The organism is Paraburkholderia sp. RL18-085-BIA-A, from assembly GCF_046027075.1.
GTDB lineage: Bacteria > Pseudomonadota > Gammaproteobacteria > Burkholderiales > Burkholderiaceae > Paraburkholderia.
This window is the reverse complement of sequence record NZ_JARESU010000131.1, coordinates 1-23126: the sequence shown is the minus strand read 5'-3', so window position 1 is coordinate 23126 and position 23126 is coordinate 1. Positions and strand designations below refer to the sequence as shown.

22 protein-coding genes and 3 pseudogenes are annotated in these 23126 nt (G+C 62.1%); 5 read left to right on the top strand and 20 right to left on the bottom strand.

Annotation, left to right across the window (positions count from 1 at the left end; genetic code table 11):
- Window positions 1-202 precede the first annotated feature (202 nt).
- The 7 genes from P0D89_RS42375 to P0D89_RS42345 all read right to left on the bottom strand — a co-directional run bounded on the left by P0D89_RS42375 (window position 203) and on the right by P0D89_RS42345 (window position 10466).
- Complete coding sequence (locus tag P0D89_RS42375) at window positions 203-1609, bottom strand: c-type cytochrome (protein ID WP_408366247.1); 1407 nt, start codon at window positions 1607-1609, stop codon at window positions 203-205.
- Window positions 1606-2631 carry a cytochrome c oxidase assembly protein gene (locus P0D89_RS42370; protein ID WP_408366245.1) on the bottom strand — a complete coding sequence of 342 codons (1026 nt, stop codon included), beginning with the start codon at window positions 2629-2631 and terminating at the stop codon, window positions 1606-1608. Before P0D89_RS42370 ends, P0D89_RS42375 begins: the two co-directional genes overlap by 4 nt.
- Window positions 2607-2951 carry a hypothetical protein gene (locus P0D89_RS42365; RefSeq protein ID WP_408366243.1) on the bottom strand — a complete coding sequence of 115 codons (345 nt, stop codon included), beginning with the start codon at window positions 2949-2951 and terminating at the stop codon, window positions 2607-2609. The genes P0D89_RS42370 and P0D89_RS42365 overlap by 25 nt, the downstream gene beginning before the upstream one ends.
- Window positions 2948-5581: a cytochrome c oxidase subunit I gene (gene ctaD / locus P0D89_RS42360; protein WP_408366241.1), complete on the bottom strand. Its 2634-nt coding sequence runs from the start codon at window positions 5579-5581 to the stop codon at window positions 2948-2950. The genes P0D89_RS42365 and ctaD overlap by 4 nt, the downstream gene beginning before the upstream one ends.
- Entirely contained in the window at window positions 5578-6693 is a 1116-nt protein-coding gene (coxB, locus tag P0D89_RS42355; protein ID WP_408378501.1) for a cytochrome c oxidase subunit II, read from the bottom strand. The genes ctaD and coxB overlap by 4 nt, the downstream gene beginning before the upstream one ends.
- A 754-nt stretch (window positions 6694-7447) precedes the next feature.
- On the bottom strand, window positions 7448-9739 hold the full coding sequence (locus tag P0D89_RS42350; protein ID WP_408366239.1) for an FdhF/YdeP family oxidoreductase: 2292 nt from the start codon (window positions 9737-9739) through the stop codon (window positions 7448-7450).
- 523 nt (window positions 9740-10262) lie between these two features.
- Window positions 10263-10466, bottom strand: a complete 204-nt coding sequence (locus P0D89_RS42345; protein WP_408366237.1) for a DUF2934 domain-containing protein — start codon at window positions 10464-10466, stop codon at window positions 10263-10265.
- Between the two features lie 127 nt (window positions 10467-10593).
- Between P0D89_RS42345 and P0D89_RS42340 the strand changes: the two genes are divergently transcribed.
- Window positions 10594-11291 (top strand): IS6 family transposase gene (locus P0D89_RS42340; RefSeq protein ID WP_408366235.1). Its coding sequence is split into 2 segments (ribosomal slippage): window positions 10594-10717 and window positions 10717-11291, totalling 699 coding nucleotides; the frame shifts between segments, so codons are not numbered across the junction.
- Window positions 11292-11901: 610 nt separating this feature from the next.
- On the opposite strand, the gene P0D89_RS42335 is transcribed toward P0D89_RS42340, so the two are convergent.
- From P0D89_RS42335 to P0D89_RS42320, 4 genes are all read right to left on the bottom strand, one after another.
- Window positions 11902-12600 (bottom strand): ion channel, encoded by a 699-nt coding sequence (locus P0D89_RS42335; protein WP_408366233.1) that lies wholly within the window; start codon window positions 12598-12600, stop codon window positions 11902-11904.
- Window positions 12601-13207: 607 nt separating this feature from the next.
- On the bottom strand, window positions 13208-13777 hold the full coding sequence (locus P0D89_RS42330; RefSeq protein ID WP_408366231.1) for a hypothetical protein: 570 nt from the start codon (window positions 13775-13777) through the stop codon (window positions 13208-13210).
- Between the two features lie 726 nt (window positions 13778-14503).
- Complete coding sequence (locus P0D89_RS42325) at window positions 14504-14695, bottom strand: hypothetical protein (RefSeq protein WP_097264929.1); 192 nt, start codon at window positions 14693-14695, stop codon at window positions 14504-14506.
- Between the two features lie 67 nt (window positions 14696-14762).
- Window positions 14763-15404 (bottom strand): ATP-dependent DNA helicase, encoded by a 642-nt coding sequence (locus P0D89_RS42320; protein ID WP_408366229.1) that lies wholly within the window; start codon window positions 15402-15404, stop codon window positions 14763-14765.
- A gap of 19 nt (window positions 15405-15423) precedes the next feature.
- Between P0D89_RS42320 and P0D89_RS42315 the strand changes: the two genes are divergently transcribed.
- A complete protein-coding gene (locus P0D89_RS42315; RefSeq protein WP_408366227.1) occupies window positions 15424-15630 on the top strand; it encodes a DUF6494 family protein in 207 nt (68 codons plus the stop codon).
- Window positions 15631-15804: 174 nt separating this feature from the next.
- Here the strand turns inward: P0D89_RS42315 and P0D89_RS42310 are convergent.
- The 5 genes and pseudogenes from P0D89_RS42310 to P0D89_RS42290 form a co-directional block, all read right to left on the bottom strand.
- Window positions 15805-15948 (bottom strand): annotated as a pseudogene (locus P0D89_RS42310) (IS5/IS1182 family transposase); the annotation flags it as partial.
- 67 nt (window positions 15949-16015) lie between these two features.
- On the bottom strand, window positions 16016-16990 hold the full coding sequence (locus P0D89_RS42305; protein ID WP_408366259.1) for a cysteine synthase A: 975 nt from the start codon (window positions 16988-16990) through the stop codon (window positions 16016-16018).
- Between the two features lie 375 nt (window positions 16991-17365).
- Complete coding sequence (locus P0D89_RS42300) at window positions 17366-17566, bottom strand: hypothetical protein (RefSeq protein ID WP_408366225.1); 201 nt, start codon at window positions 17564-17566, stop codon at window positions 17366-17368.
- Entirely contained in the window at window positions 17547-17813 is a 267-nt protein-coding gene (locus P0D89_RS42295) for a hypothetical protein (protein WP_408366223.1), read from the bottom strand. The genes P0D89_RS42300 and P0D89_RS42295 overlap by 20 nt, the downstream gene beginning before the upstream one ends.
- A gap of 132 nt (window positions 17814-17945) precedes the next feature.
- A complete protein-coding gene (locus P0D89_RS42290) occupies window positions 17946-18362 on the bottom strand; it encodes an RES family NAD+ phosphorylase (RefSeq protein WP_408366221.1) in 417 nt (138 codons plus the stop codon).
- 531 nt (window positions 18363-18893) lie between these two features.
- Between P0D89_RS42290 and P0D89_RS42285 the strand changes: the two genes are divergently transcribed.
- The 3 genes from P0D89_RS42285 (at window position 18894) to P0D89_RS42275 (ending at window position 21167) form a co-directional block, all read left to right on the top strand.
- Window positions 18894-19181 (top strand): GYD domain-containing protein, encoded by a 288-nt coding sequence (locus P0D89_RS42285; protein WP_408366219.1) that lies wholly within the window; start codon window positions 18894-18896, stop codon window positions 19179-19181.
- Between the two features lie 750 nt (window positions 19182-19931).
- Window positions 19932-20354: a hypothetical protein gene (locus P0D89_RS42280; protein ID WP_408366217.1), complete on the top strand. Its 423-nt coding sequence runs from the start codon at window positions 19932-19934 to the stop codon at window positions 20352-20354.
- 15 nt (window positions 20355-20369) lie between these two features.
- On the top strand, window positions 20370-21167 hold the full coding sequence (locus tag P0D89_RS42275; protein WP_408366215.1) for a hypothetical protein: 798 nt from the start codon (window positions 20370-20372) through the stop codon (window positions 21165-21167).
- A 596-nt stretch (window positions 21168-21763) separates the two neighbouring features.
- On the opposite strand, the gene P0D89_RS42270 is transcribed toward P0D89_RS42275, so the two are convergent.
- The 4 genes and pseudogenes from P0D89_RS42270 to P0D89_RS42255 form a co-directional block, all read right to left on the bottom strand.
- Window positions 21764-22012, bottom strand: coding sequence for a hypothetical protein (locus P0D89_RS42270; RefSeq protein ID WP_408366213.1), 249 nt, complete (start codon window positions 22010-22012; stop codon window positions 21764-21766).
- An 81-nt stretch (window positions 22013-22093) separates the two neighbouring features.
- On the bottom strand, window positions 22094-22348 hold the full coding sequence (locus P0D89_RS42265) for a hypothetical protein (RefSeq protein ID WP_408366211.1): 255 nt from the start codon (window positions 22346-22348) through the stop codon (window positions 22094-22096).
- A gap of 136 nt (window positions 22349-22484) precedes the next feature.
- Window positions 22485-22764: pseudogene (locus tag P0D89_RS42260) on the bottom strand (DDE-type integrase/transposase/recombinase); the annotation flags it as partial.
- A gap of 64 nt (window positions 22765-22828) precedes the next feature.
- Window positions 22829-23031: pseudogene (locus P0D89_RS42255) on the bottom strand (cold-shock protein).
- Between the last annotated feature and the right edge of the window lie 95 nt (window positions 23032-23126).

The window sequence follows — 23126 nt, the reverse complement described above, 5'->3', positions numbered from 1 at the left end:
ACTAAGCCGGGCTTGGCCAGGATTGAACCGACAGATGCTGGGCCCGCTTGTCGTTTAGACCGCCCTCCCGGGTGGTCATATCGAGTGCTTTAAAGAGAGCAGGAACGGCGAGCGCACGTCTGCGCGATGCCCCGCCAGGTAGGCAAAAGCAGGCGGCGTTCCGCAGCGCTCTCCAGGCGATGATCGCCATGGAGACGCAGCGCTATTTGTGCAGCTTCTGCCGTAGCGAACTCACGTCATTCGCGGTGATCGGCTGTGCGTTGTTGCCCCACGCGCTGCGGATGTAGGTGAGTACCTGACCGATTTCGACATCGGCGAGCGTGTCGGCGAAGCGCGGCATCTGTTGGCGCGGTGGTCCGGTCAGCGTCGACGGACTGTTGCCGCCTTCGACCATCAGGCGAATCAGCGAGGTCGTATCTTCCGCGAGCACCGACGAATTGCCCGCGAGCGCGGGGAACACGTTCGGTACGCCCTTACCCGCGTCGCCGTGGCATTGCGCGCAGAACGAGCGATAGACGTTGTAGCCCACGGACAACGCATCGGGCACGCGGCTGCCGTTGAGCGGCTTGCGCGCGACGTCGTCTTGTGGCGCATAGGTTCCCGACGGATCATGCGGCGGCAGCGACTTCAGATAGCGGCCGATCGCGAGCAGGTCGTCGTCGGTGAGGTACTGCGTGCTGTCCTCGATCTGCTCGACCATGCTGCCATAGGCGACGTTGCCGCCGCCATGCCCCGTCTTCAGGAATGCGGCGATTTCCGGCGCGCGCCAGCGGCCGAGTCCCGAGCCCGGATCGCCGGTAAGATCCGGCGCGAACCAGTGATCGTTGACGCCGCCGGTGAGGAAGTCCGACGACGCTTCGTCCGTGCCCTTCTCCTGGTAAGCGACGCCGCGCGGCGTATGGCAGCTTCCACAATGGCCGACCGACTGCACGAGGTAGGCGCCGCGATTCCACTGCGCATCGCGGTCGGCACGCGGCCGATACGGCTCGCGCGGCACGAACGCCATTTGCCAGAACCGCAGCGCCCAACGCTGGTTGAATGGGAATGCGACATCCGACTTTGCGTTCTGCTTCGCGACCGGAACGACACCGTGCATCATGTATGTGTAGAGCGCGTGCATATCTGCGTCGTCGATCTTCGCGAACGCGTTGTACGGCATTGCCGGGTAGAGCCGCTTGCCGCCACGCGCGACACCTTGGCGCAACGCACGCGCGAAGTCGTCGTAGCTGGACTGACCGATCCCGTAGCGCGGATCGGGCGTGATATTGGTCGCCATGATCGTGCCGAATGGCGAAACAAGGCCCTGTCCGCCCGCATAGGGCGCCCCGCCTTGCGCCGCCGTGTGGCAACCCGCACAATCGCTGGCTTTCGCGATGTACTCGCCGCGCGCGAGCGTCCCGGCATCCGGTCGAGGCGCAGCGGACCGCACCGAAGCACCTGCGGAGGGCGAGGCGGAGACGGCGTTCGACGAGGCCGACCCCGACGCATCTTCACTGCGCGCCTCGCGCATTGCGACGCCTGTGGCGGCTATCGCGAGTGCGACCGTGCACGCGGCAAGCGCGGCATGACGACGCGCGCCCGCAAATGCGCGTGGCGTTCGTGGCTTCATCGCGCACCGTCCTGCGGCAATGCCGCTGCGGGATCGCTGGTGAGACCCGCTGGCGTCGGGCTCCTCAACCAGCGCGCCGCGATCGCCAGGCCGCCGACGAGGTACACGATCGCAGCCGGCACCCACATGATGAGGCCGCCGGCCTGCTGGTCATGCAGCGCATCGATGCCGAGTGCGCTCGTCGGCTCAACGTACGACGGATACCACAGACCCGGCGCGAGCGAAATCAAGGCGCCGAGTGCACTCGTATGGACCATCGTCGTAAACACGGACAGCATCGCGTGACCGCCTGACTGACGCGATGCACCGTCGCCAAAGACGGTCCACCAGAAAACTAGCGCGGTCAGCAGGAAACTCGCGTGTTGCAGCGTGTGCACCCACGAATGCGCGAGCGCGGCTTCGAACATCGCCGGCGCGTGCCAGCCCCAGAGTGCGGCCGCGTGGAGGATCCATCCGGCAAGCGGCGCGGTCAACCCCCGCCACGCGCGGACGAATGCGGGCGCACGCACCGTTCGGCCGACGCGCCGGCGCGCGCCGCGAGGCAGCGCCCAGATCCATACGCCGAGCGGGCGTGCCACCACGAGGAGCGGCGCGGCGATCAGCATCATCGTTTCGTGCTGGACCATGTGCGCGGAAAACAGAGCCGCCGACAATGTATCGAGCGGCGAGCACAACGCGAACACGAGCGCGGCCATGCCGCCCGCAAAGGCACCCGCATGCCACGCGCGAGTTGCGCGACTGTGTTGCGTGCCGCGTCGGCGCAGCCGCACGTGACCGATCGCATACGCGAGCGTGCTCGCGAACATCAACGCGACGACCCAGGCGTCGAACGACCAGCCGAATGCGGGCGCCCCACGTTCGCCATCGGTCAGCACGTGCGCGTACGCGAGCGGCGCGTGGGTCAGTGCCAGGGCAGCGCCCGCACGCCCGAGCGCGACCCGTCGCTCGCGGCGGCGGCCGCGGGCGACGAAACGGCAGATCGCGCGAAGCCGCGCGATCATCGGCAGGGTGAAAGCAGCCATGGCGGGAACCACATCGTCAACTGGATAACGGCACACAAAGCGGCGATGAGCATTGCCATCAGGGCCAGAAACGGCTGACGCGCATCGCGGGGTACGTAGCTGCCGTGGAACCGCTCGGCTGTGCCGCGCCACTGCCGGTATGCGAGCCAAGCCACGATAACGGAGAACACGAACGCGGCCGCGCTCACCGCGTCGAGCGCGGTGTGCTGGCCGGTCGCGCAGGCGACCTGCACGAGCGCGTAGTTGAGGCTCTGCGCGCCGAGTACCACCGCCGGCGCCACCAGTAGACCGAGCCAGATCGAGATTCCGGTACGCTTCATGGATGCATCCGCGGGACGAGGTAGATGACCGCGTAGATGGGCAGCCAGCTCAGCACGACGAAGTACCAGTAGACCGCGTTCTCGCTTGTGTCGAGCAGGCGCTTTTTCTCGAACGGCCCGGTGTAGAGCAGCGTTGCCAGCACCGCGGTATCGACGGTATCGGTGATCAGGTGCGTCGTGTGCAGGCCGAGCAGCAGCCAGACGATGGAACCGTATGAATTGGCGTACCACATCACGTTAAGCGCGCCGAATTCAACACCGCGCACGACGAGAAACGCAAGCGCGAACGCCAGGCAGACCGCGAGCCACAGACGCGCCCGTTCGCGTTCGCCGCGTTCTGCCGCGCGCTTCGCAAGCTGGTTCGGCCACAGGCTTGCGAGCAGCACCGCCGTGTTGAGCGAACCCCACACGAGGGACGGCGGTGGCGCGTGCATGGGCCACGCTGGGTTGACCGCGCGCAGATAGAAGTACATGCCGACGGTCATTGCAAACAGGGTTCCCTCGATCAGCATCAAGCCCGCCGTCGCCCACCACATCAGGCTGCGATGACTGAAACCGAAGCTTGGCAATGCGCGCACGTCGAGCACCGCGGCCAACGGCCCCGCGCCACGGCCGGCCGCTTCGCGCGACGATGGGTTCGCGTGCGCGCGGCGCGCCGCCTTCTGCGCGGCGCCCGAATCGGGCCAGCGCTCGAGCGCGCGCGCGACCCGGTTCTCGCGCCGCCCCGGCCAGAACCAGGCGATCATCGCCACGGCGACCGGCACCGTGCCCCACCACACAGCCGACGGCGTGAAGATCGAACCAATGAAAAAGATCGTGGTCGCAATGGCACTGAGGAACGGCCAGATCGACGGTCCGGGAAAGAGCGGGCGCGTGTCCGGCTGCGCGTCGAGGGCGCTCGTCGTCAGCACCTCGCGCGCATGCGCAGCGAGGCCCGCCACCGCGTGCGGCGCGCGCTGCGGCTCCCACAGCGGCGCGCGGCCGTGGACGACCGGCAGCACATCGAAGTTATGCGGCGGCGGCGCGCTCGGCACGCTCCATTCGAGCGTGCCCGCCCCCCACGGGTTCGCGTCGGCCCGCGCGCCGCGCCGCAGACTCCATATCACATTGACGATAAACAGCAGGACGCTCACGCCGATCATGTACGCACCCAGTGTCGCGACCAGGTTCATGCCCCCCCAGCCCATGCCGGCGGGGTAGGTCCACACGCGACGCGGCATCCCATGCAGGCCAAGCAGATGCATCGGAAAGAAGGTGATGTTAAAGCCGACGAAGAACAGCCAGAACTGCCAATGGGCGAGGCGTTCGCCGAGCATGCGTCCGGTGAACTTCGGAAACCAGTAGTGGAAGGCGCCAAAGAGCGGAAACACCGCGCCGCCGAGCAGCACATAATGCAGATGGGCGACGACGAAATACGTGTCGTGCACCTGCAGGTCGAGCGGTACGGAGCCGAGCATGATGCCTGTCATCCCGCCCAGCACGAGGATGAAGAAGAACGCAAGCACGAACAGCAGTGGCGGCCTCAGGCTAAGACGACCGGTGAGCAGCGTCGCCAGCCAGCAATAGATCTGGATGCCGGACGGCACCGCAATCATCACGCTCGCCGCCGTGAAGAACGTCTTGCCGAGATCGGGAACGGCCGTCGCGAACATGTGGTGCACCCACAGGCCGAATGCAAGAAACGCGGTGGCGATCAGCGCCAGCACCATCGCCGAGTAGCCGAAGATCGGGCGGCGCGAGAAGGTCTCGATGATCGACGACATGAAGCCGAGCGCCGGAATGAAGATCAGGTAGACCTCGGGATGGCCGAAAAACCAGAACAGGTGCTGCCATAGCAGCACGTCGCCGCCGAGTGACGGGTTATAGAACTGCGTACCCACAAGGCGATCGAGAATCAGCGCAGTGCTCGCCAGCATGACCGCGGGCATCGCGAAGAGCACCATGAACTGTGTGACGAGCGTCGCCCACGCGAACAGCGGCATCCGGTTCAGCGACATGCCCGGCGCGCGCATCTTGAGGATTGTCGTGATCAGTATGACTGCGACGAGCAACGCGGACAGCTCGCTGAACGTGATCATCTGCGCCCAGATATCGCTGCTCTTGCCGGTCGCGTAGTCGGGGCCGGCAAGCGGCACGTAGCTGAACCAGCCGGAACGCGGTCCCGCACCTAGCGCGAAGGCGATAAAGAGCGTGAAACCGCCGAACAGGAAGACCCAGTACGCGTACGCGTTCATCCGCGGAAACGCGACGCTGCGCGCGCCGATCAGCAACGGAATCAGGTACATCGCGACCGCCTGCATGACGGGGACGGCGAACAGGAACATCATGGCGGTGCCGTGGATCGTGAACAGCTGGTCGTACATGTCGGGGCCAACCACGTGACTCGCAGGCCGCGCGAGCTGAGTGCGCATCACAAGGGCCATGAGCCCCGCGAGCAGAAAGAACACGAACGTCGTGACCATGAAGCGGCGCGCGATGGTTTTGTGATCGATCGCGCTGAACCAGCCGATCACGCCGCGGCGATCGTCCCACGAGTGCGCCAGCGCGGCCAGCGTATCGGCGTCGGCATCCGGTCCGTCCTTGATCTGCGCGACGGCTTCCGCACCGGGTAGCGGTTGGGTCGTGTTCATTGCAGTGTGGTCAGCCATCGGACGAGCGCGAGGCGATCACCATCCGAAAGCGGCACCGCCGGCATCATCGTGCCAGGCTTCAGCGCATTCGGATCGCGTATCCACGCGGCAAGGTTTTGAGGCGTGTTGGCGAGCACGCCGGCGGCGATTGTCTCCCGGCTCATCAGATGCGTGAGGTCGGGCCCGGGGGTGCCCTTCGCGGACGTGCCGCGCACCGTATGGCAATTCGCGCAACTGGCGCGCTCGAAGACATCACGGCCATGCAGCGCGATGGCGTCGGTGCTCTGCGCTGCGGGCTGCGCCTGTCGCGCGACCCAGGCCGCGTAACGCTCGGGCGGCTCGGCGACGACAAGCATCGCCATCAACGCATGTTCCGCGCCGCAATATTCGGCGCATTGCCCGCGATAAGCGCCCGCCCGGTCTGCGCGAAACTCGATCGTCGCGTCGATGCCCGGCAGCATGTCCTTCTTGCCGTGCAGGTTGGGCACCCAGAAGCTGTGGATCACGTCCGCCGCTTGCAACGACACGATGACCGGACGACCAACCGGCACATGCAATTCGTTCGCGGTGACGAAGCCGGGCTGTCCGCCCTCCGGGCGATACGACGCCTGCCACCACCATTGCGCGCCGACCATATCGATGCGCACAGGATCGTCTAGCGGTAGCTTCGACAGCGCGCGATCCGTCAGCACGTCGGCAACGATCAGTCCGACGAGGACCATGACCGACAGCACGCTTGCGCCGACCACAATGCGCTGCGTGCGAGGTTCGGGATGGGTGAGCGAGGTCAGGTCGGGCGCGTGAGTCGCCGGCGGATGCGCAGCGGCGCCACGCGTGTTGCGCACCAGCGCGACGAGGGTCGCCAGCAGCACGAGTGCAAAGACGATCCCGCACACGATCAGCGAAAGATTCCACAGTTTCGCGATGTGCGCCGCCTGAACGCCTGCCGGCTGCAACGCGCTTTGCTGCGGCTGCGCGACGACCTCCGCCACGCGCAACATTGCGCAGAGGGAGCCGGCGGCGATACGGGTCGGCCGTGTCCAGCCGGCCCGCGCAGCGCCGCCACAGCACCGCCCGGTCGCGCGAATGTGGGCTCCAACGTCGGTGATCATTTACGTAGGTGAGCGATTGAGTGTGGAGACCTGTAGCACTTTGCGTTCCGCGTGTCCGTCGGACCCGGCGGGCGCCGCGAATGCGCGCCAGGGGTGCAGACGTCATGTGCCGATCAGGCGGCGCGATCAGCACCGGTCCGGCCAGAAGGGGGGCGCCGCGGTGCGCATACACACTGTTAAACGCGTCGACCATCCGACAATCTGGTCCAGCAAGCGCGGGCTGGACGCACCGGCGGTGTGAAGGACGACCAGTACTGCGGCGGGAAATGTGGCCGGCAGCTGCGCCATCACCTTGCGCTACGCTTCCCGGGCGCCACAGGAACCGCCAATCGCCACGACGTCCATCCTGGCCATTGCGCCCTTCCTACGCTCCTGGCAATATTCTTCGACCCGCGTGCCCCTCGAAGATAGATTCACACCGGGCGCGCGGTGCTGCGGGCCGCGAGCGGTCCAGCGGCAGCGACCCTACGGTTTCCCACAAGCTTGCGCGTCCGCATCGCCGTGAGGTACGCGGTGCAGCTGCGCCGCCGGCGCGATCCGGCCGTCCCGCTGACGCAGTGCCGATCGGTCGACGCGGCTCCCCCGATTGTCCTGCCCGTGGTCACCGTCGCCTTCGATCTGCCGGCGCGCCTGCTGCCGGCGCCTCGTCCGGCCACCGGTCGTTCTCCCAGAAGCGACACTCTCGCGTGCGGATGCCGGCTTCAAGATCTTTGTCCATGCTGGATTTTCCCAGCGAATTGCACGCAATCATGCGCTAGGGATGCCGCTCGATAATGCGAACCGGTATCGACTTCGCGCCCGGCACCTTGCTTTCCTTCGCGTAATGCCAAAGCGGCAGCAGCGGATTGCACTCCGGGTAGTACCCGGCAATGCAGCCAGGCGGAATGTCGTACGGTACGATGCGCAGCCCTTCGACCCGGCGCTGGATGCCGTCGTCGGCGATGGTTTGCAGCGTCACCTTGTCACCCTCCTGAAGCGAATGCGATTCCATGTCGGCACGATTCATCAGGATGATCATGCGGGATCCCTTGATGCCACGAAACCGGTCGTCGAGGTTGTAAATAGTGGTGTTGAACTGGCTATCCGCGCGCAGCGTCATCAGCCGCAACGCGCCCGGCTCGCGCTCCAGCATGTCCGGGTCCTCGCCCAGCGATTCGGGCACCATGAATTCCGCCTTGCCGCTTTTCGTCTGCCATTTGCGGTCGCGCGCCGGCAAGGGCCGCGGGAAACCGCCGGGCGTCCACATCTTCGCCTCGAAATCGTGAAAAATCTCCGGATAGGTCTCGGCGATCGCGGCGCGCACCCGGCTGTAGTCGTCGCGCCATGCGTCCCAGTCGACCGTCGAACGCCCCTCGAGCGTCGCCTTGGCGATCCCGGCGATGATGAACGGTTCCGAGCGCACGTCGATGCTGGCCGCTTCCGTCACGCCGTGGGAGCCGTGCATGCAGCCGGTACTGTCTTCCATCGAGACAGCCTGGTCTCCGCTCGCCTGCCGGTCGATCTCGATGCGGCTCAGACACGGCAGGATATAAGACACGGCGCCGTGGACCAGATGAGTCCGGTTGAGTTTCGTGGCGACATTGACTGTGAGGTGCAGGCGGCTCCATGCCGGCTCCGTCTGCAAACGGTCCGGCACCGAGCGCACGAGATTGCCGCCGAGGTTGAGCACCGCGCTCACCTCTCCTTTCACCATCGCCTCGAACGCCTCGACAATGTTCATCCCTTTCTTGCGCGGCGGCTCGAATGAGAACTGCTGCGCCAGCTTGTCGAGCGGCGCGAGTTCCGGCTTTTCCGTGATGCCCACCGTGCGTTGCCCTTGTACATTGGAATGGCCGCGCACTGGCGAAGGCCCCGCGCCGGGCTTGCCGATATTGCCGCGAAGCAGGAGGAAATTACACAGCATGCGCACGTTCTGCACGCCCATACGGTGCTGCGTCAGTCCCATGCCGTAGTGAACAATGACAGCGGTTGCCTTGATATATTCATCAGCGGCGCGCTCGATGTCGGCGCGCGACAACCCGCTCACCCGCTCGATGTCTGTCCATTCGGCCTGCCGCGCAAAGTCCGCGAAGTCCTCAAAGCCGTGCGTGTGTTCGCGGATGAACGCATCGTCCAGTACGCGCGGGCCGCCGGCGGCGAGTGCAGCGTCGTCCGCGGCAATCACTACCTTGCACAGACCGAGGATCGCCGCAGTGTCGCCGCCTGTCTTGACCTGGTGATATTGCGTGCTGATCTGCGTCTCGGTCGGCGAGAGCATCTGCACAGGCGACTGCGGATTCGTGAAGCTGATCAGACCGGGCTCGCGCAGAGGATTGAAGGTGATGATCGGCACGCCGCGCTTGCGGGCGTCCTGCAGAGGGTGAAGCATCCGGGGGCTGTTCGTGCCGACGTTTTGCCCGAAGAAGAACATGAGATCGGTCTTTTCGAAGTCGTCCAACATGATGGTACCAACACCAACCCCGATCGCCTCTTTCAGTCCGACGCTGGTGCTTTCGTGACACATGTTCGAACTGTCCGGCAGGTTGTTCGTGCCATACATTCGCGCGAACAACTGCAACATATAGGACGTTTCAAGCGACGCGCGACCGGAGGTGTAGAACACAACACGATCAGGATCCATGCCGTTCAGCTCGCGGCCGATCTCGTCGAATGCCTGGTGCCAGCCTACCGGCACGTAGCGATCCGTTGCCACGTCGTAGCGCAACGGCTCGGTGAGGCGCCCGGCTTCCTCGAGATCATGGTCGTGCCACGTCAGAAGCTCGCTCACCGGATGGAGGTCGAAGAAATCGTGCGTGACCCGTTTGGCCGTGGTGTCCCACGCTGTCGCCTTCGCGCCGCTCTCGCAAAATTCGAAGGTGTGCGGGTCAGCCGGCTTTGCCCATGAGCAACTGACGCACATGAATCCGTCCGGTTTGTTCTGACGCAGCAGCACCGCGCTGTCTTTCAGCGCAACCTTCTCCTGCGAGAGAATTTTCGCGACCGCCTTCAGCGATCCCCAACCGCCGGAGGAGTACGGATACGCTTCGTTCTTTCTTTCCTTGTCCATGGAATGTTCCTTGGCCGGCCATGAAGTTCTGCTTCTCGTTGCAGCAAGCGGCGTTCCAAACGTGGCCACCCCGATATCGAAGACGGCGCAAGACGTGCGCGAATGCATCGTCTAGCGCGCATTCTGAGGAGTGCTTCAGTTGGGGCATCCAATTACATGGCGTCGGCCACTGCAGGGTTATGTCTGCAGGAAGGGAGCACTGACGGCTGCCTCTCCGCCTCGTAAAGGCGATTGCCCGTCCGGCAGCCCCGGAAGCCGCTCAAAAGCGCCGATCTGGACAAGACTCGTCGTCGCCATAGTCCGCGCGGGTTATGGGCGGCTGCGTGGTCGGCGCGTTCGGCTCCGTCTCGGTAGCGGCACAGTCGACTGGCTACTGACCGCTTGATCGGTGCCGCGAGCCTCTTTCGGATCGTGCGTCTTTTCAATACGGGCCCCGCGGGGGAACAATAAAGCAGCGCGGGTGCCGGCCTTATTGGCAGCGTTGCCAGACGCAGCTCACTGCAGATCGACACTGGTTGCCCGGCTAGGCTTGCGAATTGTCCGCTTCATCACTGGCCGCCGCGTCGCGGATTGTCCCCCGTCGGCGATCCTCTTCAGCAATTTCTGCTTCGACCAGATTTCTCGCCCTGTTCCAATACTCGTCCGCACAACCTTCCATGCTGCCGTCTTCCTGCCAGAGCTCATACGCCTTGGCCCGGATACGCTGTTCTATCGTTTCTGCTCGCATCAAGCTCTCCTTCACCGCCGGTCGCAAAAATATGGACCCCGCAACGTCGAGGGGCGCATTCTCTTGGCTTTGTCGCAGTAAGCGTCGGGTATCATGCGTTCTGACAATACGAACGATCGGACGCTTGATGACGACTCTGAATCCAGCCTTGGCACGGGTGCTCAAGCGTTTGCACTATCCGCTCGACGTGATGCTGACGTGCGTGCGCTGGTATGTGGCGTATCCGCTGAGCCTTCGACACCTGGAAGAGAGATGGCAGAGCGCGGAATCTCGGTCGACCATTCAACTGTGCACCGCTGGGCCATCAAGGTGTTGCCGGTTCTGGAGAAGGCCTTCCGCCGCCAGAAGAAAGCCGTCGGTCGGAGCTGGCGCATGGATGAAACGTATATCAAGATCCGAGGCCAGTGGAAATATTTGTACCGCGCAGTCGACAAGGAGGGTAACACGGTGGATTTTCTGCTGCGTGCCCATCGTGACAAGGCTGCGGCGCGGCGCTACTTCGAAAAGTCAATCGAGCAAAATGGCGAACCCGAGACGGTGACAATCGATAAAAGCGGTGCGAACCTGGCCGCGCTGGATGCTCTCAATGCCGAGCGGGAAACACCGATCAAGATTCGCCAGAACAAGTATCTGAACAATGTTGTCGAGCAGGATCACCGGGCGATCAAGCGACGCACGCGGCCTATGCTCGGCTTCAAGAATTTTCGTTGCGCCCGGATCCTGTTGAGCGGCATCGAGCTCATGCACATGATCGCCAAGGATCAAATGCAAGACCGTGGCATCGGATGCACTCACGCCCAGCAGTTCTACTCACTGGCAGTATAAGCAATCCTACTTATACTGTCGCTTGTTCACCATCTTTCCCTTACCGCGACAAAACCGTTCTTCATCGAAGACTTCTATCTGTGGTTCAGCCGCGCCTACGCCACCCAGATCCGGCGCTATCGCGAGCCCTGGTACCGCGGTCCGACACAACCGCCACACCAGAGCATCGACGAGCCGTTCTGAAACGACAACGGGGGCATCATCGCCCCCGGTTTTACTTCGTCCTTCGAACATCATTTATCTTGCTCATTGCCCCATCAACTTACGTGCTCACGCTCAGTGATCGAGCTGATCAGAGGTCAGCGCTTTAGCCATCACGGCCGCCGTAACCGCGAGACAGGTCCAGACAGTCGGCGCACGTTGTCCTAATCGTGGTTCTGTCCGTGCTGGTTACGGCTCAGTTGGCGAGCGATGGGCGCTCCGATTTGCTTAAAGGCACGCGGCTCCTCGTCGTTTATTTCGCCCTTGCTCTCACTTTTTTCTTGCCGCACTAACGCGATCTAAAAACGGCACCTCGAAGGGGGCGGGAGTTCAGCCCCGCTGCGCCCAATGCGGACAGCGCGCAGACACCAATCACCAATGCCTGATGGTGGTTCAGGCAGATCGAGAGTCACTTGGTCAGAGTCGACGGATAGAGACCGGCAAGCCGCGCGATTAGGACGCCAACGTAAAACACGCCTGCAAACTCTTCGATCATCACAAATGAGCGGGCTTGGTTGGTCAATGGGATAACATCACCGTAACCGGTGGTCGTGAGCGTCGTGAGGCTAAAATAGATCAGTCTGAAGAAAGTGCCAGGCTGTGTGAAATCGAGCCGGTCAGGACCGAATGAGCCAGCGCTGGATCTCTCGATCAGGGCGTAGATGAAGGCCCAAAGGAAGGCCAGCATGATGTAGCCTGCAAGCGCACCGTGCAGCTTGTCGGCCGTAATTGGCCCGCGCTTGAGAATGTAGCGGAGCACTCCACCAATCGCGACTGCAAAAGAGGCAGCATAAGATATCCCGGCAAGGCCCAGAATCGCGATACTCTGAGTCCACAACGCCGCCCATTGAAGGCCAACCCCAAGCAACGCCAAGCCCAGTTTGAGGATGAACCCCCGCCGGGTCTGCCTGGTGGCGAAAGCGCCCACGAGCAGCACGATTGAAAACAGAACGCCGAGCAGTGTGCGAGCGAATATGCCTTCCTCAAGGTAGGGAAACAGGAGGATCAAGCCAAGCAAGAGCAGCAATAGATAGGTGCAGGGCCCTTGCCCTATTATCATCTGAGCCAAATCCTCGTCGGATTCGGCCTTATCTTGCGGATTTGTCATACCAGTTTTCCCAGAGACCGAACTAACGCTCCCGACCTGACGTTGCACGGTTGAAATTTGACCTGGCTTGAGAGTGGTTCAACAGGAAATTCTAGTCACGGATGCGTGTGAGAGGATTCTGCCATAGCGAGCGTCTGCCAATGGGCTGGATGTTCCCCGCCAGTCTCAATCCGGGATCGTGCAAACAATCGTTGCGATTGTCGGCATTTAAACGACCGGACTCGACGAGACATGACGAGCCCATCAGTATCGACGTCTCGCCACATCTGCGCCAAAGGGGAATCTGCTAGAAGCAGCCCGCTTACGTCATTGCCACCGAAATTACCGATGACATGCAAAGGCAGACTCGCCCATTCGGGAAGTATCTTCTGATAGAGTAGCCGCCCAAACATCGACGCGTTCTACGCTCAGTTCCATGGCAGTCCGTCCCGCCTGATGCATTTCCGAATAAAAATCGACTTCACCAACGGCACGCAAGCAAGGCCGGCAGCGTAAGCGACACAAGGGAACGCCGGGAATCCCCGGGCCGGCACTGCCAGGCATCAGCGGACTAGTCGACGCCGCCGAAGCGGGATACGAATCATCGGCCCACGTGCTGGATGCGGTGCTAGTTGGCATCCATCCACTCTTGTTCTAGTGGCGGCTCGACGCTGTTTTCCGCGGCCGGCAGGACTTCCTCTTCCGGAAGCAGCTCAATGCTCTGCACGACGGGCGGCTGAATGCTCTTGCCCACGACGGCCGACTGAATGCTCTTGACCACCACGGGCGGCTTATCGCCTTGCACCGGCGCGCTGTGCAGGTCGGTGCTCAAGCCCGCGCTCAGGCCCGTGCCGACCTTCGAGGTCGTGGTGCTTGCACTCTTGAGGATGCCGTGCACATCGAACAGGAACACCGTCGCCGACGACCGCGTGTCGGCACCGCCAACCAGCGACCCAATGAACGGAAGAAAGCTCTCGGGGCGCGGCCTCGACGTCACGAACATGTAGACCAGCAGCGTCGAGCCGTCGTCCAGCGCGGTCTGAACCGACGCCGGGCCAAGCGTGGCTGTCACGTCGTGAAACGTCGTCACGCCGGGCCTGAAGCTCGACATCTGGTCAGACCTCACTTCGACCCCGGTCGACATGCAGCCGGCAAGCAGCGCGCCGCACAGCAGCCCAACTACCAGTCTATGTTTCATGTTGCCCCCGTATTGACAATTCTATGACGACGGAGGGCGGGCGGCACGCGGCGAAAAAAACCAAGCACACTAAGGCGTGTGGTCTGGTGGAAACGCTCTGATCGGCAACAGTTGAGCGGTCGCCTAGGCGCATTGCCCTTCCTGTGGCACCAAGGGGGCTGCAAGTCGGCGGTGCAGGTTTTAACCCCCCAGCGTCTCCCCCTCACACGCCAACCGGGCACCGTAGCCCGACCTTCGTTCGACCTTCCGCTTTGGGTCCGATTGCCGCGAGAATCGACACCGCTCGGCTGCGGTATAAGAAGTCTGGGAGCAAATACATCAACAAGTGGTTGTTGGATTTGACTATGTGTCTTTGGACGTGTTCGCGATCGATGCCATGCTGGAGATGCCGCAGTCGCCGCAGCTGAAGTGATGATTTCTCCGCGGGGCTAGAGGTTGCCGTTGCGTTCCGGGGGCCGCCGCCCCGCAACGCCGGACGGCGTCTTGACCGTCCGTGATTCTGATGAACGCATCAAGCTTGCCGAGCGCCTCTTTTTCTCCTAACTCGGGCAGGCTCATGGGGGGCCGTTGTCTGGACGGAGCCGACGTTCGAACGTCCGCGTGAAAGCGTGAGCCAACGTCCGTACGTGGCCGTCTGCTGCCCGCGGGCGACACATGCCTACCCACGACGGCGGTCGGCCTTTCAAACGACCACGTTCCCAGATAGATGCAGGCTAGGTGTCTTCGTCAGAGAATCCGGAGATACCGGATTTTCCCGATACGCGGCGAGCGCTTCAGGATCAGGTCGGTAATGTATTCAGGCAGGAGCGCGCGCGGCACATTAGCCGGTATATCTTCGACGAGCTGCGATGGGACGTGGACGATAAATTCGTCCGGCGCATTCTTCAGGCTGTGTTCATAACTGACGCGGTAATCCATGACGGTCCTGACCTTGGAGGGCGATCCTTTGCCGGATTTTATCAGCGCGTGGCGCAGCGAGTCCGCATTACGGCGATAACCATTCTGCGAGCTTCGACCAGCGACGTTCCGTTTGCTTGCCCTTGACTGCCATCGCCAGTGCACGCTTTTGCCCGACCAGTACAACGAGGCGCTTGCGGCGCGTGATGCCGGTGTAGAACAGGTTCCGCTTGAGCATCATGTAGTGCTGCGTCGAGACGGGAATCACCACAACCGGATATTCCGATCCCTGGGATTTGTGGATGGTTGTCGCGTAACACAGCACCAGCTCATCCAGTTCGCCAAATGCGTAGGTTACGATGTGCTCATCAAAGGTTGCGGTGAGTTCCTGCTCTTCAGCGTCGATGTGGATCACAAATCCAATGTCGCCGTTATAGACGTCCTTGTCGTAGTTGTTCTCAATCTGCATGACCTTGTCGGCAACGCTGAAGCGATAACCAAACTTCTCGATACTGTGTTCGCCCGGCGGGTTCAGCGCCTCCTGCAACATCTGGTTGATGCCGCGAGCGCCGGTGAGACTGCGGTTCATCGGGCACAGCACCTGAATATCGCGCACCGGGTCAAGCTCGAATTTTCTGGGTAGCCTCCTGCGCGTTGCATCGAGGTATCGCGCGCATACTTGAGGTCCCTCCCCCAACCCATTTGTGTCATCGAAAATTTTCAGGTTCACGGAAAACTGGAGAGCCCAAATGAACGAAGATACCTTCAACCTCAGTGTACGTAAGTTCCTAAAAATGGTTGGCGTAAATTCTCAGCGTGAGATCGAGCATGCAGTGGCCAAGGCCATTGCTAGCGGTGCCATCGCAGGAACTGAATCTTTTCCCGCGAAAGTTACGTTGGAAGTTCCGGAAGTCAAGCTGAAAGTCGCATTCGAGGACTTAATCAGGCTCGAATAAGAGCGCGAGTTACGCCACGGCCCATCGCGCCCACCGCCCCAGCGGCCACGCCCTTTGCATTTCCAATCCGTCTGCAATGGAGGCTGACCAGGAATTCCGGGCTGGTCCGAACGTTTGTGATTCGAAGCCGGGCAGCTACTCCTCGCCGTATGGCGCGCAGCTTATCGGGCGCTTGCGGCCCCGATTGTTTACCGCCTTGAACTTGCTGCCATCAATCGCGACGAGGGCATCGGAGAAAAGATCCAACTGCTCGCATAGCTTCACAAACTGGCGGCAGACCGCCGGGATTGCTTTGCCGTTGTCTTTGCGGAAACGGGCGAACCGGCAGGGTTCTGTAGCAGAACCCTGCCGGATCGCGGGAGATGCGTAACGTGAAGTCACCGCCTCAACCCGGCACGAGCCCTTTTTCCATCAGCCAGGCGGGATTGAATAGCCGGGCAAAGTACAGGTCCCCACGATCGCACAGGAGCGTGACGATGGTGTGGCCCGGCCCCATCTGCTGCGCCAGCCAGACGGCTGCCGCTACATTGATGCCGCTGGAGCCGCCCACGAACAGCCCCTCCTCCCGCAGCAGGCGGTACACCATAGTGACGCAACTCTGGTCATCGATCCGCACCGCGTCGTCGATCGGCGAGCCCTCGAGGTTAGCAGTGACACGGCTGGAGCCAATGCCCTCCGTGATCGAGTTGCCTTCCGCCTTGATTTCGCGCGTTTTCACGAAACTGTACAGCCCGCTGCCGTGCGGGTCGGCAAGCACGGTTCTCACCGCCGGATTCTGTTCCTTGAGAAAGCGCGCGACGCCGGCGAGCGTGCCACCCGTCCCTGTAGCGCACACGAAAGCGTCCACCGTACCCGCCGTGTCGCGCCAGATTTCCGGCCCGGTGGTCTCATAGTGGGCCTGCCGGTTGACGAGGTTATCGAACTGGTTGGCCCAGATAGCGTTCTCCATCTCCTGCGCCAGACGGCCGGCGATCTTCTGGTAGTTGTTCGGATCCCTGTACGGCACCGCCGGCACCGGACGCACCTGCGCGCCGAGTACGCGAAGGAGGTCCATTTTTTCCTGCGACTGTGTCTCCGGAATGACGATCACGCAGCGATAACCACGCGTGGCGCAGATATGCGCCAGCCCGATGCCGGTATTGCCGGCGGTGCCCTCCACCACGGTGCCGCCAGCCTTGAGCACGCCACGCCGCTCGGCGTCCTGGATGATATACAGAGCCGCGCGGTCTTTCACCGATCCGCCCGGATTCAGGAATTCCGCCTTGCCGAGAATTTCACACCCCGTTTCCGCACTGAGCTTGGCAAGCCGGATCAGCGGCGTGCTGCCAATGCAGTCGACGAAACCATTCTGTACATTCATGATGTTCCCCTGGACGCGCTCAATCGTGACGAACGGCGGATGCTTCCAGAATAGGCCGATCACCCCGACGGGCGCTACCCCTGTTCAGTTGGCTCGGGTGCAAATTTGCAGGCCCTTTCGACACGTCATTTGAACCCGATCAAGGCTTGCCATTGATCGCCGTCAGATACCTCGCGATCGGCTCAACCTCATCGGCCGACAGCGGCGCGCCGTAAACGGTGCGCATCTTGTTCACTTCGGCCTTCCACTCGTCGAAAGAAAGGGTGGGTTGTCGCGTCACCATCCCGACGGAATGGCATTGCACGCATTGCGAGTTCGCGGTCCGCCCCGTCGCACATCGACAGGACTACAGCAGCCGCCTTCATGTTCCCCTCCTCACGCGACGACCACAGTCGCCGATTCGACGACATTGCGCATGTAGCCGCCAGCATTCCAGTTCGGGGTGTCCGGTTGAGCGACGCCGTGGTCGTTGACGACTTTAACCTTCAGCACCCACTGGCCGGCGTGACGCGGCGTAAACTGCGCGGCGGTGAGCGGCCATCCGGCGGGCTTTGGCTCAGTCGCGATCGGCAGCATCGGGATGGTTTTCGCCTGGCAATTCGGCGCCGAGCGCACGGATCGCGGCGATCAATTCGGCCGGCGTGATCTCATAGCGCACCTCGCGGTGGATGCCAGGTTTGCGCGTATCGACGTCGATCAGCAGCAGGCTCTTGCCATCGGGCGTGGCTTCGAGCCGCATGGTGCGCCGCACGCTCGCGGTGAGCGCGTCGCTGTAGGTCAACAGATGGACGGTGCCGTGCGCGCCGTTGTGAGAGGGTGTCATCGGTCAAAGCTCCTGGAAAGGCGCACCGGCGGCGCCTGCAAAAGCTCACCGTTCGAGTGGCCACTTTATCCTGTAGGCGGATAGGGGATTGGGGCGACGTGTGGTCATCGTTGAGGCAAAAGGTAGTCGCAATTACCCTTGTTCTAGCGCTTCACCGCCACGAGTCCTGGTTTTTGGGTAACGCCCCCGACGGATCGAACACCTCGATGACATCATCGGCATCACGTACAGGACCAGGTTCACGCCGGGCGCCGCCATTGTCGACGGAAACAGGATTCCCTTTGCTCCCGCAGCAATGGCCTCGTCACCCAGCACCCAGCTCGGCGGCTCGATGTGCTCGTTGAACCAGAGTTGGCGCCAATCGCAGAAGAACTGTTCCCACAGGGGCGCCCACGTAGCGCTACGAAAGCCTTGCCTGAAATCGACGACTGGCGCGACAGTCACCTGGTAGCTTACCAGTGTGCCAGGCGGCAGCAGCGTCGAAACCTCCCTGCACTCCTGCACGGCGGCTTCGACATGGAGCGCGAGATAGAGGGTGTTGGTCCCCATTCGATTCGTGCGTCCGCCATCCCGCGCGAAGACGTTCGACTCTTCGGGAGGTTGAGCGCCAACGCATTCCTGAAAGAACGCGCACGTAACGACGGGATTTTGCGGGCAACTGACGAGCAGATTTTAGAGACCTGGCGGTGTTCCATTGCAAGGAACATAGTGTGTCCGTGCGTTCCGCTGCCCTTGGCCTCGTAGTCGTCCCAGTGTGCCCACATCGGTCGCGGACAGCGTGCCCGGGGCGCTTGCCCGAGGGTGCATCTCGCCAGCGGCCGCAAGGCGGCAATTTCCAGTGTGCGTCGAATGACCGCCACACCAGGCGGTCATTCGGCGGTTTGTGAAAATCCAAGGGGTGGTCGCGTCTCGGGACATCCCTTGCTCTGAAATGACACGACCCGCAAGCTCGGGCGCCAAGGACATGGGGCACCACTATAATCAAGAAGCACAGGGACGCTTCCCGTTGACGGGAGGCTATTTTCCCTCGTGTGTCTGCCAAGCCCAATTGCGGGTCAATTTTTTGTACGGAGGTATTCCATGGCCACGTACGTCATCCTCAGCCGTTTGTCGCCTGACGCGTTCAAAGACCCCAAAGACCTGAAACAGCTCGCCGCCACAGTGGCCGAGAAAATCAAGGCCGAATGTCCTGCGGTCACCTGGAAAGACAGCTATCTGACACTCGGGCGCTTCGATGTGGTGGACATCGTCGAGTCCGAGGATCTGAAACAGCTCGAGAGGGCGGCGTTGATCATCCGCGCCTGCGGACACGCCACCACCGAAACCTTGCAAGGGACCCCGTGGGACGAGTTTATCGCGACACTATAACGGGGCTGCCCGTCACCCTGTTGGAAAAGCGCCGGGACAAGGTCGCCCGCCAGGCGCTTCGCGACGACCTGTGGCGTTTCGATCGGGCTGTCGGCTAAACGATGGGAGGCACGCGAGGCGCCCTGAAGCGACTCCCCTTTCCGCTCGAAGCGAGCCTTATCAGCATGCGCTGGCGCGTCGCGTACGTGAACTGGCGATGAAAGGCGAACAGTTATCGGCGCTTCGTGCTGTTGAGGACTGGCCCAACGTCGATGGATCGGATTTCGCCCAGTGTTTCAATGTAAATTCACACTGCGCCAAATGGCCTAGCACGTGACATGCAGGATCGCGTTGGTCTCGGCAGCATGCTCCTTCAGTCGGGCGGGCACGCGATGTCGCGGTCGGAAGCGCCTTGCCGCATGCGGACAAGGACCTGGCGGCACTCAAACGATTCGAACCTTAGGTTGGCGATGGGTGCTCCGCTTAGAAAAAGCGAAGCGTACGCAGTTGCGGAAGTTCGAACCGCGTCCTGTTACACGGCGCAGGTGGCGCGTATGCGCCGATCATCAATTGGCTCCTTCTTCCATACGGCGATCCGTGACAACTGTGCGTTGGCGGCTCTTTCGATCCGAAAACGCGACGCCGTGTCTCCTGCGTCAGGTCAACAATCTCGCGGTGCGTGGGATCGCCGTTAAGCGCGTTTCGTTGCCGTTTACCCGATGACCCTCCGGCCTCGACGGATGGCAGACCGGGATGCACGCAGGAGACAGCATGTGGTATGCGTGGCTTGAAGAGCAGCGTGACCTGATGCAGTCGCTCAGCAACTGGGCGATGCGCGGATGCGATGCCTGGACGTCGCCGGCGATGCCTTGCATGCCCGTCGCCGTTGCCGGCTACGACTGGCTGTACCGGCTGGTTCGACCGACCCCCGCGCCGCCGCCGTTCGGCATCTCCGCGCTGACGGTCGGCGACCGCTCGGTACCCGTCGTCGAACAGGTGGTCGACAGCACACCGTTTTGCGCGCTGCGGCAATTCACGCGCGCGCAGGCGCCCGTTGCACCCAGGCGCGGTCAAAGCCGCACTGCGCCACCGGACATCTTCCTCTGCGCGCCGCTCGCGGGACACCACGCGGTCATGCTGCGCGAAACGGTCGAAACGCTGCTGCAGGACGGCGCTGTGTACGTCACCGACTGAGCCAACGCTCGTGACGTGCCGCTTGCCGCAGGCCCCTTCGGGCTCGACGACTATGTGCTCGCGATCGAACGCTTTCTGCGAAAACTGGGCTGCGCGCATACGCACGTCATCGCCGTCTGCCAGGCCACCGCGCCGACCCTTGCGGCTACGGCATTACTGGCGAGGGAAGGAGAAGCGCCGCCGCTCAGTCTGACGCTGATGGGCGGGCCGCTCGATACGCGCATCAATCCGACCGCCGTCGACCGGTTCGCGCAAAGTCACAGCCTCGACTGGTTTCGCGACACGGTGATCGACACCGTTCCGCCCCGCTATGCCGGTTCAGGCCGCCGGGTCTGTCCGGGCTTCATTCAGCATGCGGCGATCGTCGCCTCGCATCCGCACCGCCAGTTGGCACTCGAATCGCGCTACTGGTCGAGCCGCCTCTCAGGCGATGCGACGGCCATCGCGAACAGCCTGCGTTCACTGAACGAATACGCCGCGATCCTCGACATGGCCGAAGCCTATTTGCTCGACACGATCCGCGTGATCTTTCAGGAACAGCAGCTTGCCCGTGGGAAATGGCGCGTCGGCGAACGCTGTGTGCAGTCGCAGGATCTCGCATCCACGGCCCTTTGCACCGTCGAGGGCGACCGCGACGACATTGCCGGCGCGGGCCAGACGCATGCCGCTGACACGCTGTGCAGTGCGATCCCGGCACAGAAGCGCTGCCGCCTGACGATATCGGATTGCGACCACTACGACCTGTTCACCGGCACCAGGTGGCACGAGGTGATTCACCCCGCCGTGGTCCGGTTCTGGGCGTCGGTGCGCTGACCGGGGGGCCGTTAGAGGTAAGCCCGAATCTCTGTCCTCGTGGCCAGCAAAACGCAAGGAACGCTGATGGGCTGCGAACCGCGCGGCGCCGCCCGCGGGTTCGAGGGCGCATCGTTTGGTCAATGCTGACGTCGCTCAGGTTGCACCCGTCTTGAGGAATCCTAGCATGAAGGAACGCCCTATTATTTTGCCTCGTCGGCGGAATCTGTGGGTTAGTTTGGGCCCGAATCATCATCGAACTGCCTGAATTAGGTTACTTCTGTGGTGCCGAAGCCGAAACCGATTCAATACCGCTTTCGACGGGCACTTCGAACCACTCGAGGGTCGTGCAGCGTCAAGTGTGGACATAGTCCAGCGAAGCGAACACTTGACGCCACGCAAGCAAAATACGCTACCTGTATGGCCGGGAGCGGCGCACTCTCGCTTACGGCCATACAGACGAATAGCGAGCATTCAGGAACCGCATCGCTAATGACATAGCCAGCGGTCTCAAAATCACCCACAGATTCCGCCGAGGATCCATTATTTTCAGTGGCGCGATAGTGCGGGCGCTGCCCGACGGCCAGGCGACGGACTATCGAAGATGTGCCGCAGGATCAGGATGTGCGCCCAGTACTCACCTGGCGGTCAATCGCTGTCCTCATACGATCAAACGAGGCATCAAATGCATTTTCCAGACTGTGGAAGCGGCCTGCGGAAATACCGTCAATCGGCACGTTGATCCGGTTTGCCTGCGTGGTCTCCCTGATCCATTGCGTGGCGACGTAGAACCCGTTGGTCGAGTCTCCGCTGACACCGGAAGTCATCTCGAAACCCATGTACTCGTAGTTGCGCTTATCCTCCATGAACTCGACTCCTGTTATCTGGGAGAAATCGCAGCATGAAGGAACCCCAATCATTTTCAGGGAGCCATGGTACGCGCAGTGTCACCCATTAACGTCACTGCCCTGCTGGGCCCTTCCTTCGATGACGTCTATGCCGTACTTAAGAAGAATGGCGCGCGCCTCGTCCACGGATTGCGCCGGCCTCACCCAGTTCGGCATGTACCGCGTGTCGGTCGCAGTCGCGCCTCTCTTGTCAATGATGGACACGGTGCCGGTGAAGGTCGCCTGATCAGGCCAATTCGGGACATTGGCCTGAATGTAAAGCCCCTGTTTGTATTCCGACAGTTGTGCGCTCATTTCGCCCTCCATCGCTGCGTTCGAGGAATCGTAGCACTCGCTGGTGATCTTCCCTCGAAGAGGATCGGGGGTCAGATTCAAGGGCATTGTCAAGTTGCTGCGCATGAGACGAAACCCCGGCACGGGCGACAATCGTTCAGAAAGCAGTCGACGGATCTTGGGCGAGTTCGGTGAATTCGCGCCAGGCAACAAACCTTGCTGCAAGCTGTTTGCGATGCAGTGGAGCGCACAACAGATGGCGCTTGAGCGCGAAGTGTTGCCGGATCAATTCGAAGCACGAAAGAAATGCCTGCGTGCGTTTCGGGTCGCGAAAGCCGCGCATGCGACGCTCGCGCGCGCGTCGGTTGGTGGCTGTTCTCCGCCCGGTTGTTAAGCCGGGCGGCCGCTTTGATGAACACGTGCTTCACGCTCACCAGATCCGGAAGTCGCCGAGCGGCGTCACCTGCTAGAGAAGGCGGCGATAGATAAATCTCCTCGTACTTACACAGGCTTGATGTTCGCCGCCTGCTTGCCCTTCGGTCCCTGCTTGACCTCGAAGCTCACTTTTTGCCCCTCCTGGAGAGACTTGACCCCTCAGCCTTCACTTCCGAGAAATGAGCAAACAGGTCATCGCAACCATCGTCAGGTGTAATGAAACCAAAGCCCTTCGCATCGTTAAACCACTTCACAGTACCGGTAGTCATGATGTGTCTTCTCGGAGATATTGCGGGCCCCCTCATACGGGGCGCAATTGGCGCCGCGTCGCATCGACGGTCGGGTGACGTCGTGTTAGAAAACG